At 64.2% G+C, this 13,779-nt stretch carries 9 protein-coding genes; 2 read left to right on the forward strand and 7 right to left on the reverse strand.

The window, feature by feature from the left end; translation table 11 throughout:
• Window positions 1-63: 63 nt before the first annotated feature.
• Window positions 64-1,629: a sulfatase-like hydrolase/transferase gene (locus ACTHN9_RS11130; protein ID WP_440536813.1), complete on the reverse strand. Its 1,566-nt coding sequence runs from the start codon at window positions 1,627-1,629 to the stop codon at window positions 64-66.
• Window positions 1,630-1,700: 71 nt separating this feature from the next.
• Window positions 1,701-3,041: an MFS transporter gene (locus tag ACTHN9_RS11135; RefSeq protein ID WP_440536814.1), complete on the reverse strand. Its 1,341-nt coding sequence runs from the start codon at window positions 3,039-3,041 to the stop codon at window positions 1,701-1,703.
• A 218-nt stretch (window positions 3,042-3,259) separates the two neighbouring features.
• On the opposite strand from ACTHN9_RS11135, the gene ACTHN9_RS11140 reads away from it, so the two are divergent.
• A complete protein-coding gene (locus ACTHN9_RS11140; RefSeq protein ID WP_440536815.1) occupies window positions 3,260-4,243 on the forward strand; it encodes a LysR substrate-binding domain-containing protein in 984 nt (327 codons plus the stop codon).
• Between the two features lie 93 nt (window positions 4,244-4,336).
• Window positions 4,337-5,869, forward strand: coding sequence for a MocR-like pyridoxine biosynthesis transcription factor PdxR (gene pdxR, locus ACTHN9_RS11145; RefSeq protein ID WP_440536816.1), 1,533 nt, complete (start codon window positions 4,337-4,339; stop codon window positions 5,867-5,869).
• A gap of 12 nt (window positions 5,870-5,881) precedes the next feature.
• On the opposite strand, the gene ACTHN9_RS11150 is transcribed toward pdxR, so the two are convergent.
• The 5 genes from ACTHN9_RS11150 to ACTHN9_RS11170 all read right to left on the reverse strand — a co-directional run bounded on the left by ACTHN9_RS11150 (window position 5,882) and on the right by ACTHN9_RS11170 (window position 13,778).
• Complete coding sequence (locus ACTHN9_RS11150; protein WP_440536817.1) at window positions 5,882-6,829, reverse strand: dimethyl sulfoxide reductase anchor subunit family protein; 948 nt, start codon at window positions 6,827-6,829, stop codon at window positions 5,882-5,884.
• A gap of 54 nt (window positions 6,830-6,883) precedes the next feature.
• Window positions 6,884-7,624 carry a 4Fe-4S dicluster domain-containing protein gene (locus ACTHN9_RS11155; protein WP_440536818.1) on the reverse strand — a complete coding sequence of 247 codons (741 nt, stop codon included), beginning with the start codon at window positions 7,622-7,624 and terminating at the stop codon, window positions 6,884-6,886.
• Window positions 7,621-10,572 (reverse strand): molybdopterin-dependent oxidoreductase, encoded by a 2,952-nt coding sequence (locus tag ACTHN9_RS11160; protein ID WP_440536819.1) that lies wholly within the window; start codon window positions 10,570-10,572, stop codon window positions 7,621-7,623. Before ACTHN9_RS11160 ends, ACTHN9_RS11155 begins: the two co-directional genes overlap by 4 nt.
• Window positions 10,573-10,715: 143 nt before the next feature.
• On the reverse strand, window positions 10,716-12,143 hold the full coding sequence (locus tag ACTHN9_RS11165) for an amino acid permease (protein WP_440536820.1): 1,428 nt from the start codon (window positions 12,141-12,143) through the stop codon (window positions 10,716-10,718).
• A 222-nt stretch (window positions 12,144-12,365) separates the two neighbouring features.
• Window positions 12,366-13,778, reverse strand: a complete 1,413-nt coding sequence (locus ACTHN9_RS11170; protein ID WP_440536821.1) for an NAD(P)/FAD-dependent oxidoreductase — start codon at window positions 13,776-13,778, stop codon at window positions 12,366-12,368.
• Window position 13,779 lies beyond the last annotated feature (1 nt).

Below are 13,779 nucleotides of genomic sequence, written 5' to 3' on the forward strand. Positions count from 1 at the left end.
GTCGTTAACAGCCGATCAGGCATTCGTTGCGGACGTTGCGATTCGCGAACGACGCACCGTCGTTCACCATACCCCGTAGAACACCCCGGCGTTCTTGTACTGGTGCGTGCCGCGCTCGACATCGTCGAGCGTGACCGTCGTGCGGTTGCGCAAACCCAGTTGCCAACTCAGCAAGCGCTCGCGCATGGCCCGCCGCACGCCTTCGAATCCAGGCTCGGTTCCCAGGTCGAAGAACTCTTCCGAATCCGTGCGTAGGTTGAAGAGCTGCGGCGCATAGCCTTCCCAATGAATGTATTTCCAGGCATCGGTCCGCACCATCCAGCCGCGGCACGCGTCGGGGCGGCGCCCGAGGATTTGCCGCGCCTGCCGATAGCCGTAATCGAGTTCGGAGAACACCGCGTCGCGCCACGGCAAGTGCGGGTCGATATCGCGTGTCAGCGCCAGCAACGAACGCCCTTCGATACGATGCTCGGGAATCGGTATACCCAACGCGTCGAGGATCGTCGGCACCGTATCGATCGCTTCCACAAAACGGCTATCGCTGCTGCCGCGCGTGGCGTCGGCCTCGGGCGAAGGATCGTAGACGATGTACGGCACGCGCTGCACGGTGTCGTAGAACAATTCCTTTTCTCCGAGCCAATGGTCCCCAAGAAAATCGCCGTGATCGGCCGTGAAGACGATCAGCGTGTCCTGCCAGCGCCCGAGCCTCTCCAGCGTTTCCCAGAGCCGGCCCAGATGATCGTCGAGTTGAGCGATGAGGCCTTGGTACGCGGGCCGTACCTTCGCGATCACTTCGTCGCGCATGAAGTTCGCGCATTCCTCCTGTTCGAAGTAGGCGCGTGTGACCGGATGCGGCGCCGCGCGCTCGCGTTGCGCGCGCCGCACGGGCAAGCATTGGTCGAACGAGTACTTGCGGTGATACGGGGCCGGCGCCATGTACGGCCAGTGCGGTTTCACATACGACAAGTGCATCGTCCACGGCCGCTCGCCCTGCGCCTCGATAAATCGAATCGCCTGATCGGTCGCATACGCTGTTTCCGAATCCGCCTCGCGCACGCGCGCCGGCAAATGCACGTTGCGCATTTGCCATCCGCTGACGATGCGGCCGTGTTCGTCTTCGGCCGAGACGACGTAATCGCTCCACGGATCGCGGCTGTCGTAGCCTCGCTCGCGCAGATAGCGCGCGTAGCCGCCGGCCGGCTCCGCATGGTGCCCGTCGTAGCGATCGACCAAAGCGAAATGGCCCTCGCGCAGCAAGGCGCTCAACGCATTGCCGCCATCCAATTGCAGACGCTTCATCCCGCGATCGTCCGGCATGACGTGCGTCTTGCCCACGAGCGCCAGCTGCATGTCGCGTTCGGCGAGGTATTCGCCGAGCGTGATTTCGTCGACCGAGAGCGGCACGCGATTCCACGTCGCCCCATGACTGGCCACATAGCGCCCCGTATAGAACGACATGCGCGACGGACCGCACACGCCGGACTGCACGAACGCGCGATCGAACTTCACGCCGTACCGCGCCAAGTAATCGATATTGGGCGTGGCGAGATACGGATGGCCGTAGCACGACAGATGGTCCGCGCGCAGTTGGTCGCACATCACGAACAGCACGTTGCGAATCGACGACATCGTAGGGACCTAAATCAGCGGGAATCGAAAAACGAAGGGGCAACAAGCAAACAAACTAAACCGCCGCGTTGTCAGCGCCCCAGCGCGCCGTCGCGCGCCTCGAGCCGCGCGTGGGCTGTGCGCCGCACGCGGTCGGGCATCGGCCATAGCGCGACGAGCCCGACGATCATGGCCGCCGTAACAAAGTAGGCAGGCATCATCTTGTTGCCCGTGACGGCGATGAGCCACGTGACGAGAAACGGCGAGAAGCCGCCGAACAACGTGGTCGCCACGTTGTACGAGATCGACAGCCCCGTTGCACGTACCGGCGCCGGGAAGAGTTCGGCGAGCGCGGTGGATGCCGGTCCCAACGCGGCGGCCATCAACACGGCGAAGACGAGTTCGACGCCGAGCAAGCGCGACAAGCTCGGTCCCGCCACCAACCACACGAAGAGCGGATAGATCGTGAGCACGTACAGCGCCATCGACGTCCCCATCACCGGCTTGCGCCCGATACGATCCGAGAGTAGGCCGAACAGCGGCGTGAGGATCATCCGCAACGTGCCGGTCGCCACGAGCACGGTAAACGGGGCGGACACCGGCAGCCCGAGTTGCCGGACCGAATACACGGGCAAGTACACGTTCAACACGTACTGCGCGACCGAACTCGCGACGACGAGCCCAAATGCGATCCACAGCGCCGCCTGGTGCTCCCGCCATACCCGGGCCAACGTGGATGAAGCTTGCGGCGGCGCCGCATAAGCCGAGCGCGCGTCGGCGCTCTCCTCGTAGGCCGGCGGTTCGTGCAGCCGAGTGCGGATATAAAAACCGACGGGGCCGATCAGCAACCCGAACAGAAACGGAATGCGCCACCCCCACGCATCGAGTGCGTCGGCGTTCAGGCCGCGCGTGACGAGCGCGCCCATCAGCGCGGCCGTTACCGCGGCGACGAACTGCCCGAAGTTCTGCCAGCTTCCGTAAAACCCGCGCCGATGCGGCGGCGCGTATTCGATCAACATCGCCGTGGCACTACCGAACTCGCCGCCGGCCGAGAGGCCCTGCAGCAAACGCGCCAACACGACGATGATCGGCGCGGCGATGCCGATCGTCGCGTACCCGGGCGTGAACGCCATCATCGCCGAGGACAACGTCATCAAGAGAATCACCAGCGATAGCGCAGCCTTGCGCCCGGCGCGGTCGGCGTAGATGCCGAGCAAGATGCCGCCGATCGGGCGCATCAAGAAGGCACTGCCGAAGGTCGCCGTCGTCAGCAGCATCGATACCGTCGGATCCGACGATGGAAAGAACTGCCGCGCGATGACGACGGACAGGAAACCGAACACGATGAAGTCGTACCACTCGAATGCATTGCCGATCGTACTGGCGACGATCGCGCGGCGGTTCGCGCGCGGCAGCGCGGGATGGCTCGGCATGGGGCTGTCCTCCTGGCGACGGCCGAGCCCTCGCGGGCAACGGCATGTCTTGTCTTGTCGTGTCGTCTTTTCATGATGGGGCCGCCTCGAGCGGTCGATCGCGCCAGCTACCCGCCTTGGCCATGCCCGTCTTGGCAGGCCTCGTCGATTTTCCCGATTTACACGGCGACGGTCCAATGAGATATTGCCGTGCAATTATGAGATAAAGGTTATATGTCGTGGCTTCAGCCGTTCCTCGCGCCAACGCCCTCGCGCCGCTCGATCGCGCCGCCATCGAAAGCTACTTTTCCCGTCAGCTGAAGCTGCGTCATCTGCAGTTGCTCGTGGCGCTCGCCGAGCGTCAAACGGTGGGCAAGGTGGCGACCGCGCTGAACGTCACCCAGCCCGCCGTATCGAAGATGCTCGGCGAGATGGAGAAAGGCATCGGCGTGCCGCTGTTCGAGCGCGATGGCCGCCGCATTCGCCCCACGCTCCATGGCGAATGCCTGATCCGTCATGCGCGCGAACTGCTCTTGCTGGCGCAGCGTGCCGGCGACGAATTGCACGCCATGTCCAGCGGCACCGGCGGGCGCGTGGAAGTGGGCGTGCTCTCCGTTGCCGCGCCGATCCTGATACCCGCGGCCATCGCCCTGTTCAAGCAGCGCGCGCCCACCGCCACGGTCTCTTTGCACGAAGGCACGCTCGATCAACTCGTGCCGGCGCTGCGCGCGAGCCGGCTCGACATGATCGTCGGGCGCTCGACCCGCGCGCTGGCCGCGCCCGAGTTCGCGAGCGAAGCGTTGTACGACGACCCCACGGTGATCGTCGTGGCAGGCACGCATCCGCTCGCGCGCCGCAAGCGCCTCAAGTGGGCTGACCTGGCCGGGCTAGCGTGGATCGTGCCGAGTGCCGGCGCCCCAATGCATCGGCATTTGTTGTCGGTGCTCGAGACGCATGGCATCGCCTCGCCGCTGAACATCGTCGAATCGGTCGTGATCGACGCCAACGTCGGCATGTTGCAGTCGTATCCGATGCTCGGCTTGCTGCCGCGGTCGCTCGCTCGGCATCACGAAGCGGCCGGTACGTTGACGGTCTTGCCGCTGAGCCTCGGCGCCGCGCTCGGCCCCGTGAGCACCACCTGGCGCGCCGGTGCGAGAGACACGCCGGCCGCCGCGCTGTTTCGCGCTTGCCTGAGCGACGCGGCCAAGCAGGCGCCGGTTTGAAGCGGCCGCGTGCCGGATTTATCATGCTCGTACGCCGGGCTTTCGCGTCGACGAGCAACGTTTGCCCCTACGCATTGGAGCATTGGAGCCAACATGCCGAGCCGTACCCCGACCGCCTTGTGGGCCCAGCGATTCACGCGGTCGCCGGCGTCGAAAACAAGCCTGCAAGATCAGATCCGGCAGATGCTCGTAGCCGCCGTGCTCGACGGGCAACTGCCGCCCGATGTCGCCCTGCCTTCGAGCCGAGACCTCGCCGATCAGCTTGGTGTCGCCCGCAACACCGTCGTGCTCGCTTATCAGATGCTCGTCGAAGAAGGCTATCTGATCTCGCGCGAACGCAGCGGACACTTCGTGAACCCGGAGATGCAGCGCGGCTTACCGCACGTGAGCGGCACCGCTCAGCTCGCGCCCTCTGCCGGCGAGGAAGACACCGAGCACCGCCCCGTTTGGCGGCAGCGCATCGCGCATCCGCCCTCGCAGCAGCGCAATATCGTCAAGCCCGCGAATTGGCAGCACTACGAATACCCCTTCATCTACGGCCAATTCGACCAATCGCTCTTTCCCACCAACGATTGGCGCGAGTGCTGCATGAAAGCGCTGTCGATCATGGAGATCCGCAACTGGGCACCCGACTTGATCGAACGCGACGACGAATCGCTGATTCAGCAGATCCGCACGCGCGTGCTGCCGCGGCGCGGCGTCTTCGCGAAGCCCGAGGAAATCATCATCACGAACGGCTGCCAGCAAGCCTTGTATCTGATCGCCGATTTGCTGTGCGACGAAGACACGACGGTCGGTTTCGAAAACCCGGGCTATCCCGATGCGCGCAACATCTTCGAGAATCGCAACGCGCAACTGCTGTCGCTGCCCGTGGACAGCAACGGCCTGGCGCCCGAGGCGCTCGAGGGCGAACTTGCCCGCTGCGATTACCTGTACGTGACGCCCAGCCACCAATGCCCGAGCACCGCGACGATGCCGCTCGAACGCCGCCGTGCGCTGCTCGAATCCGCACAGCGGCATGACTTTGTCATCGTGGAAGACGACTACGAGAGCGAGAACACGTTTTCCGGCACGCCCCACCCCGCGTTGAAAAGTCTCGACACGGCCGACCGCGTGATTTACGTCGGCAGCTTATCGAAGACTTTCGCGCCGGGGCTGCGGCTGGGTTACGTGGTAGGGCCGAGCGAGCTGATACGCGAGTTGCGCGCACTGCGGCGGTTGATGGTGCGGCATCCGGTCGGCTACGTGCAGCGCGCATTCGCGACGTTCCTCGCGCTGGGGCACCACGATGCGCTGCTGCGGCGGCTCGCGCATGCGTACCGCGAACGCTCGCAAGCGCTGATGGCGGCGCTGGATCGGCATCTTCCCGAGGCGCGCTATGTGCCGATTACGGGCGGTGCGTCGTCGTGGGTTCAGGGCCCGGCGTGGCTCGATGCCGAACGCCTTGCCACGGATGCGCAGGCGGTCGGCGTGCTCATCGAACCGGGCAACGTGTTCTTCATGAACGACGACGCGCAGGCACGCCGCTACTTCCGCATGGGATTCTCGGCGATCGCAACCGAGAAGATCGAGCCCGGCGTGCGAGCGCTCGCGCAATGCGTGCACGCCCAGCAACGCAACGCCTGAGCGGGGACGCGGCTAGGAGGCCCGCTGATAGTAGATGTTCTGCGGATGACGCGCGTCCGCGAAGAAGAACCAGCGTTCGGCGAGCAGGCCCGCGTATTGAACGACGAACGCGGCGCCCAACGCGACAGCGGCCGCAGCCGATTGCGGCGCGAGCGCCCCCGCGCCCGTCAGAACGAACGGCACGGCGAACGCCCCCATCAAGAAGCCGATTTTGACGAGCCTTAGCGTGCCGCCGCTTTGTCCGTGAAAGAATTCGCGCGTGTTGAACGCGCTGGCCGTGAAGCCGCGCGACTTTTGCTCGACCTTCGCCTGGCGAATCCCCGTCGCGCTCTGCACCGTCGATTTAGGCTTGAGGCGCGCATTGCGCAGGAGCGAGGCAAGACGCGTCGCGCATCCGACCAGCGTCAGCGCGCATGCGCATAACGCCAGCTTGCCGACGAGTGCCGGCGCAAGCCACGCCGCGCAGGCGGTCGCCAACGTGCAGCCCGACGCACAGCCGAGCAGCACGAAGTTGACGAGCGTCAGCGGGCTCGCCCATTCCTGCAGAAAGCGCAAGCATGCGTAGATCATGCCGGTGCAGACGAACAGCGCGAGGCTCGCTAGCGCGGCGAGCGCGCCGATCGCCAGCGTCCCGCTCATGCCTGCCCAATGCGCGGCACCGTAGGCGGTGCAAAGCGACAAGAACACCGGTAGCGCGATGCACTCGCGCGAGAGCCACGACGTGCGCCACATCGCGATGGCGCGCCACGCGCGTTCGGGATGCCCGAGATGGAAGAACGACGCGGCCAGACCGAGCGTCCCAAGCACGACCGCCAGCGCGGCGCCGAACACATAGAACCCCGACGGCACGTAAAGACTCGCGAGACGCGCGCTCGCTTCGACCGCGACCAAGGCGAGCAGCAGCCCTTGGGCCGCGCCGCAGAGCGTCGTGAGAAAAATGACTGAAAATGCAGGCCGCATGGGCACTCCGTCGATACGGTGAATGAAACGTGTCGCGCTCGTGTCGCGCTCGGTTCAGCGCTGCACCGCCAAGGCCGCGAGATCGACCTCGCCGCGCTCGAACCGTGCTTCGAACGACCCCTCGGCCGTTGTTGCCCCGCCGCCGCAGCCGCCGCTTTTGCCGCAGCCGCACGACGGTTCGGTCTTCACCCTCGGCAGGTAATGATTCGAGGGTTTGGTGTCCCACTCCGGCATCAGCTGATAGCCGCCGCGCTCGCGAATCGCGCGCGACACGTCCGATTCGGGATCGTGGATATCGCCGAAGATCCGCGCCGAGGTCGGACAGGCCAGCACGCATGCCGGCTTGCGATCGCGCTCGGGCAGCGCTTCGTTGTGGATCCGATCGGCGCACAGCGTGCACTTGGTCATCTCCTTGCGGCCTTCGTCGAGTTCGCGCGCGCCGTAGGGGCATGCCCATGCGCAATATTTGCAACCGATGCATTTGTCGTAATCGACGAGTACCAGGCCGTCCGACTTGCGCTTATAGCTCGCACCGGTCGGACACACCGGCACGCAGGGCGGGTCTTCGCAATGCAGGCACGATTTCGGAAAGTGGATCGTGTCCGTCATCGGAAACACGCCCGCCTCGTAGGTCTGCACGCGGTTGAAGAACGTGCCGGAAGGATCGTCGTCGTAAGGCCGGATGTCGGTCAGGCTACCCGCCTCGCCCGACGTGTTCCACTCCTTGCAGCTCGTCACGCACGCATGGCACCCCACGCAGACGTTCAGATCGATGACGAGGGCCATTTGGGTCATTGTGGGTCTCCATTTCCGGTGTTTTGCACCCCATCGAAGCGGGCCGCGCGCTTTAACCGCGCCGCGAATTCGCCCTTGCCGGCGAAATAGGCCTGCACGCGCTGCAGCACGCTTGTCGAGCCGGGCATTGGCTGCATCGGCGCGAATTGCGGCAAGGTGGTGGCGGCATCGGGCTCGGCCCGATAGATGCGCACGCGCACGTCATACCAACCCGCTTGCCCGGTGACAGGATCCGAATTGGACATCCGCTCGCCCGCACGCGTATCGCTCGGCAGTTCGTCGGTGATCACGTGATTGAGCAAAAAGCCGCGTTGCGATTCGCCCGCGTTCGGCGCCAAGTTCCACGCGCCGGCCGCCTTGCCGATCGCGTTCCACGTCCAAACCGTACCGGGCTCCACCGCCTCGCTATAGCGCGCACGGCAGCGCACTTTGCCCCATGGCGATTCGACGTAGATCCAGCCGCCGTCTTCGATACCCGCTTGCACGGCCATCGCGGGGTTCACGAATAGATGGTTCTCGCCGTGAATCTGGCGCAGCCAAGCATTTTGCGAATCCCACGAGTGATACATCGCCATCGGCCGCTGCGTAATCGCCGCGAGCGGGTAGCGCTCGAGATCGGTCGTGTCGCGCTCGAGCGGGGCATACCAAAACGGCAGCGGATCGAAATAGCGCTCGATGCGCCCACGCAAATGATCGGGCGGCTGACGCCCTTTCGTCTTGCCTTGCGCGGCCAGACGGAATGTCTGCATGACTTCGGAGTAGAGCTGGATGATGATCGGCAAGCCGAATTTGCGCATGCCGTTATCGACCGCCCATTGCATATAGGGGCCGTTCCAGTTTCGCATGTACTGCAGCGATTCGGGCATGCGGTGGTGGTACACGCAATTGTGCTTCGCGTACTGCTCCCACTGATTGGGATTCGGCTCGCCGACGACAGCTTTGGTGCCGTCCTTGCCGCGCCAACCGATCAAAAAGCCCGTACCGGAATTCGGCGCGGTTTGGAAGTTGACGACGAAATCGGGGTAATCGCGAAACTTGCGTTCGCCCTCCGGCGTCGTGAATGCGGGGAACTTCAACCGGCTGGCGAGTTCGATCAACACTTCTTGGAACGGCTTGCACTCGCCCGTGGGCGGCACCACCGGCACCCGCACCGAATCCACCGGGCCATCGAATTCGGAAATCGGACGGTCGAGCACCGACATCACATCATGACGCTCGAGGTACGTGGTATCGGGCAGGATCAGATCGGCGAACGCCGTCATCTCCGATTCGAATGCATCGCACACGACGAGGAACGGAATCTTGTATTCGCCGTCCTCGCGCTTGTCGACGAGCATCTTGCGCGCTTGCTCCGGATTCATCGACGAATTCCACGCCATGTTCGCCATGAAGATCAAAAGCGTGTCGATCGGATAGGGATCGCCGCGCCATGCGTTCGTAATGACCGAATGCATGAGCCCATGCACCGCGAGCGGATACTCCCACGAAAACGCTTTATCGATGCGCGCGGGCGAACCGTCCTCGTGCACGAACAAATCGCTTGGCGCCGCGGGCCAGCCGAGCGGGCCCGTCGCGAGCGGCGTATTCGGTTTGATCACCGCGGGATCGTTGGGCGGTTTAGCCGACGGCGGTGCCGCACGCGGGTACGGCGCCTTGTGACGGAAGCCGCCGGGCCGGTCGATGGTGCCGAGCAGCGACATCAAGACGGCCATCGCGCGGATCGTCTGAAAGCCGTTCGAATGCGCCGCGAGGCCGCGCATCGCGTGAAAAGCGATCGGCGCGCCTTCCACGGTATCGTGCGTTTTGCCCCACGAGTCGGTCCACTGGATCGGCAACACAATCCGCTGCTCGCGCGCCACCGTCGCCATCTCGCGTGCGATGCGCGAGATCGTTTCGGCGTCGATGCCGGTAATCTCGGCCGCCCATTGCGGCGTGCAATGCGCCACTTGCTCGCGCAGCAAAGCGAACGACGGCGCGACGGGTGTGCCATCTTCAAGCGCAAAGCGACCGTCGAGCGCGGGCTCCGCCGCTTCGGCATGATGGAGCACGGCGCGGTTCGTCCGCTTATCCCACCAAAGATGATTCTGCGGAAACAACGGATTGACTTCCGGGGCCTCGGCATCGCGGACGAATAACCCGAACGTGTCGCTCTCCTCTCGCAGATCCACGAGTTCGCCGGCGTTCGTATAACGCTCGACGAAGGGGCGGTCGTAGGCATTGCTCTCGATCAGCTCGCGAATCAAGGCCATGAACAAGGCGCCGTCGGTGCCGGGCCGGATCGGAATCCATTCGTCGGCAATCGCCGCGTAGCCCGTGCGCACGGGATTGATCGCAATGAAGCGCCCACCCGCTCGCTTGAATTTCGACAAAGCGATCTTCAACGGATTGGAATGGTGATCCTCGGCCGTGCCGATCATGAAGAACAGACGCGCGCTGTCGAGATCGGGCCCGCCGAATTCCCAGAACGAGCCGCCGATCGTATAGATCATCCCGGCCGCCATGTTCGCGGAGCAAAAGCCGCCGTGCGCCGCGTAGTTCGGCGTGCCGAATTGCTTCGCGAACAGACCGGTCAGCGCTTGCATCTGATCGCGGCCCGTGAACAGCGCGAACTTTTTCGGGTCGGTGGCGCGCAGATGCCCAAGGCGCTTTTCCAGCATGTCGAACGCGCGGTCCCACGATATGGGCTCGAACTGCGCTTCGCCGCGCTCCGTGCCGGCTTTGCGCAACAGCGGCCGCGTCAGCCGTGCCGGCGAATACTGCTTCATGATCCCCGACGAGCCTTTCGCGCAGATGACGCCTTGGTTCAGCGGATGCTCGGGGTTGCCGTCGATATAGCGCACTTCGCCATCGCGCAAATGCACGCGGATGCCGCAGCGGCAAGCGCACATATAGCAGGTGGTCGTCTTGATCTCGAGCTTCTCGTTCTGCGTGCGGGCTTGGTGGTCCATCGTGCTTCCTCGTTCGCGGCCGGCGGCGCCCCGACGTCGATCTCGACGCACGGGCACCGCCCTTCGAAGTCCCTATGGTATGAGGCGGCGCCGTTCGCTAAAAGTCGTATTCGACGATCGAAACTATCGGCGGCAGCGATAGTTCAACGGGGTGGATAAGTGGCGAGTTCGTGCTCATCGACTTGCCTTGTTCGGCGACGGCCGATGAACAGCGCGTAGGCGACGAGCAGCAGCGCCAAACTCGCGACGCCGAGCCAAAGCGGTTTTCGCTGATCGGGGATGAACGCCATGGCGATTAGGATACCGATCATGCCGGCGATCGAGAGCCACGTCAGATACGGGAAAGCCCACATTTTGACGCGCAGGTTGTTCGCGGCGGCTGCATCGAGGCGGCTGCGCAGGCGCAACTGCGAAAAAGCAATCAGCACATAGACGAAGATCGCCACGGTGCCGTACGAATTGACGAGGAAGGCGAACACGGTATCGGGCGATAGGTAGGACATCACCACCGAGACGTAACCGAACAGCGTGCCGAGCAGGATCGCCCGTACCGGCACCCCGCGCTTGTTCACCTTGGCGATCCATACGGGCGCATCGCCGTTGCGCGTCAAGGCAAACAACATGCGCGATGCCGCATAAAGGCCCGAGTTCAGCGCCGACAGCACGGCCGTCAACACGATCGCATTCATGATGTGCGCGGCAGCGGGCAGTCCCATGACTTGCAGCGCGCTGACATACGGCGTGGCCATGCGTGCGGAATTCCACGGCACGAGCGCCACTACCAGCGCGACCGAGCCGACGTAAAAGACCAGGACGCGCGTGATCACCGAGTTGGTCGCCTTCGCCACCGCCCGGGCGGGTTCGCGCGCTTCGGCGGCGGCGATCGTCACGATCTCGGCGCCGAAGTAGAACCCGGTCGCGGCCACCGCTCCGCTCAGTACCGGCCCGATGCCGAGCGGCATGAAGCCGCCATGACCCAGCAACGTCGGTAAAACGGCGCTCGTGTGTAACGCGGCGGGCCAGAGGCCGCAGACATAGAGGCCGCCGAGAAACAGAAAAACGATAATGGCGCCGACTTTGATCGACGAGAACCAGAATTCGAATTCGCCGTAGCTCGCAACCGATATCAGATTCGTTGCAGTGAGCACAACGAGCAGCACGAGGCTAATGAGCCATGCCGGCATGTCCGGCAGCCAGAACTGGACAAGCTTGGCGCCGGCCACGGCTTCCAACGCCACGACGATGACCCAGAAATACCAGTACATCCAGCCCGTGACAAAACCCGCGAGGCGGCCGGGCCCGCGCCAATTGGAAAACGCCAGCCGCGCGTACTCGTAGAACGACCCCACCGCGGGCATGGCGCAGGCCATTTCACCCAGCATTCGCATGACGAGCACTACCAGCGCGCCCGTAATCAAGAAAGACAAGATCGCCGCGGGGCCGGTCTGCTGAATCACGACGCCACTGCCGACGAACAGGCCCGCGCCGATCACGCCGCCGAGCGCGATCATCGTCATATGACGCTGCTTGAGCCCACACTTGAGGTCACTTCGGTCCATCGAGGGTTGCATGTCTTCTCCATATCGTATCGATCGGTACCCCGTTCATGCGAAGGCGCCGAACTGCCGGTCGAGCGCGGCTGACCGCAGTTCGCGATAAGCGCGCAAGCGCGCCTGCGCACGCCGCCGCATGGATAGGTCTACGAACTCATTGGTGTTGTAATCGGGGGCGGCACGCCCGGCTATCATGCGCCGGGCGTGCGCGAAAGATTGGCGTTCAACGGCGCACTCGGTTCAAGGCCGTTCGTCGCGCCTGAAGTATTGCGCGTACAACATGCGTTGCCCGATCCGGCGGAACGGCGCAAACAGATGTCCCGGCAACGGGCTCGTAAAGATCGGCAGCGTCAGGCGCCGGCCCTTTCCCGCGATGTGCTCGGCCAGCCTGCGCCCCGCCTGCTGCGAGTAAGACACGCCGTTGCCGCCGTATCCGAGCGCGTAATAGACAGATTGCCTCGGATCGGGCTGGCAGACACGCGGCATCATGTCGTGGCTGACATCCACCCAGCCCCACCACGAGAAATCGATGTCGACCCCGCGCAGCGCCGGAAACTTGCGCGCCATCCCTTCCTTGAGCAAATCCAGATGCCGCGGATTGGGCGCATCGTGTCCGGTGATCGCGCTGCGGCTCCCGATCTGCAGACGACGATCGGGCAAAAAGCGATAGTAAAAACGCAGCGTCCGCGTATCGGTCAGTACCTGCGTCGTGCGGAAGTTGCATGCGGCGATCTCGGCGTCGGTCAGCACGCGCGTGACCATCGAATTCGACAAGATCGGCATCACCTTGCTGCGCAGCGACGGGTGCAACGTCTGCGCCGTGTAGGCCCCGGTCGCAATGCCGACCGCACGGGCGCGAACAATGCCGCCCGGCGTATGCAAATGATGGACGCCATTGATCGTTTCCCATCCGACCACCGGGCTGCTCGTGTGGACTTTCGCGCCTGCGGCGCGCGCAAGCCGCAGGTAGCCGAACGCGAGCTTCAGCGCATGAATGCCGATGCCTTCGGGCTCGTGCAGTGCGCCGGCGGCCTCGTGATCGTCGAGGAACTCGCGCCGAAACGTCTGAGCGCTGATCAGTTCGGACGGATAGCCGAACACGTCCCGCCATACCTTCGCTTCGGCCGCGAGCTGTTCCATGATACGCGGGCGATGTGCAATCAGAAAATGGCCGCCGGGCTGCGGATCGCAATCGATCTCGCCCAGGAACGACTTGAAGTGATTGAAGCCTTCCAGTATCTCGTCGTGCATCTTGAGCGCCACGTCCTTGCCCCAGCGCTCGATCCATTGCGAGCGCGACAAGCGCCCCGACGCGTTCTGCGCCTGCCCGCCGTTGCGGCTGCTGCAGCCCCAACTGGTCTTGTTCGCTTCGAGCACCACCGCCTTGATGCCATGCTCGCGCGCGAGACACAGCGCGGTGGCCAGCCCCGTATAGCCGCCGCCGATGATCGCCACGTCGACGTCGACATCCTTCGTGATCGGCCCGTCGTCGGCCGGCGCCGGGCCGGCCGTCGCGACCCAGTAGGTCGGCGCATAGTCCTTGCCATGACCCGGCCCCGGAGAAACGAGCGGATCGTAGGTCGGATCGTAACGCCGGTCCGTCGTGCGCGCGGCAAACCCGTTCGCGGTCCGTTCGACTGTGCTGTATTCCATG

This window comes from Trinickia sp., from assembly GCF_051953405.1.
Classification (GTDB): Bacteria; Pseudomonadota; Gammaproteobacteria; order Burkholderiales; family Burkholderiaceae; genus Trinickia.

Excerpts from the sequence above, each read along its gene's own strand:
- ACTHN9_RS11135 (WP_440536814.1), bottom strand. The coding sequence starts at position 3,041 with ATGCCGAGCCATCCCGCGCTGCCGCGCGCGAACCGCCGCGCGATCGTC.
- ACTHN9_RS11160 (WP_440536819.1), bottom strand. The coding sequence starts at position 10,572 with ATGGACCACCAAGCCCGCACGCAGAACGAGAAGCTCGAGATCAAGACG.
- pdxR (WP_440536816.1), top strand. The coding sequence starts at position 4,337 with ATGCCGAGCCGTACCCCGACCGCCTTGTGGGCCCAGCGATTCACGCGG.
- ACTHN9_RS11165 (WP_440536820.1), bottom strand. The coding sequence starts at position 12,143 with ATGCAACCCTCGATGGACCGAAGTGACCTCAAGTGTGGGCTCAAGCAG.
- ACTHN9_RS11150 (WP_440536817.1), bottom strand. The coding sequence starts at position 6,829 with ATGCGGCCTGCATTTTCAGTCATTTTTCTCACGACGCTCTGCGGCGCG.
- ACTHN9_RS11155 (WP_440536818.1), bottom strand. The coding sequence starts at position 7,624 with ATGACCCAAATGGCCCTCGTCATCGATCTGAACGTCTGCGTGGGGTGC.
- ACTHN9_RS11130 (WP_440536813.1), bottom strand. The coding sequence starts at position 1,629 with ATGTCGTCGATTCGCAACGTGCTGTTCGTGATGTGCGACCAACTGCGC.
- ACTHN9_RS11170 (WP_440536821.1), bottom strand. The coding sequence starts at position 13,778 with ATGGAATACAGCACAGTCGAACGGACCGCGAACGGGTTTGCCGCGCGC.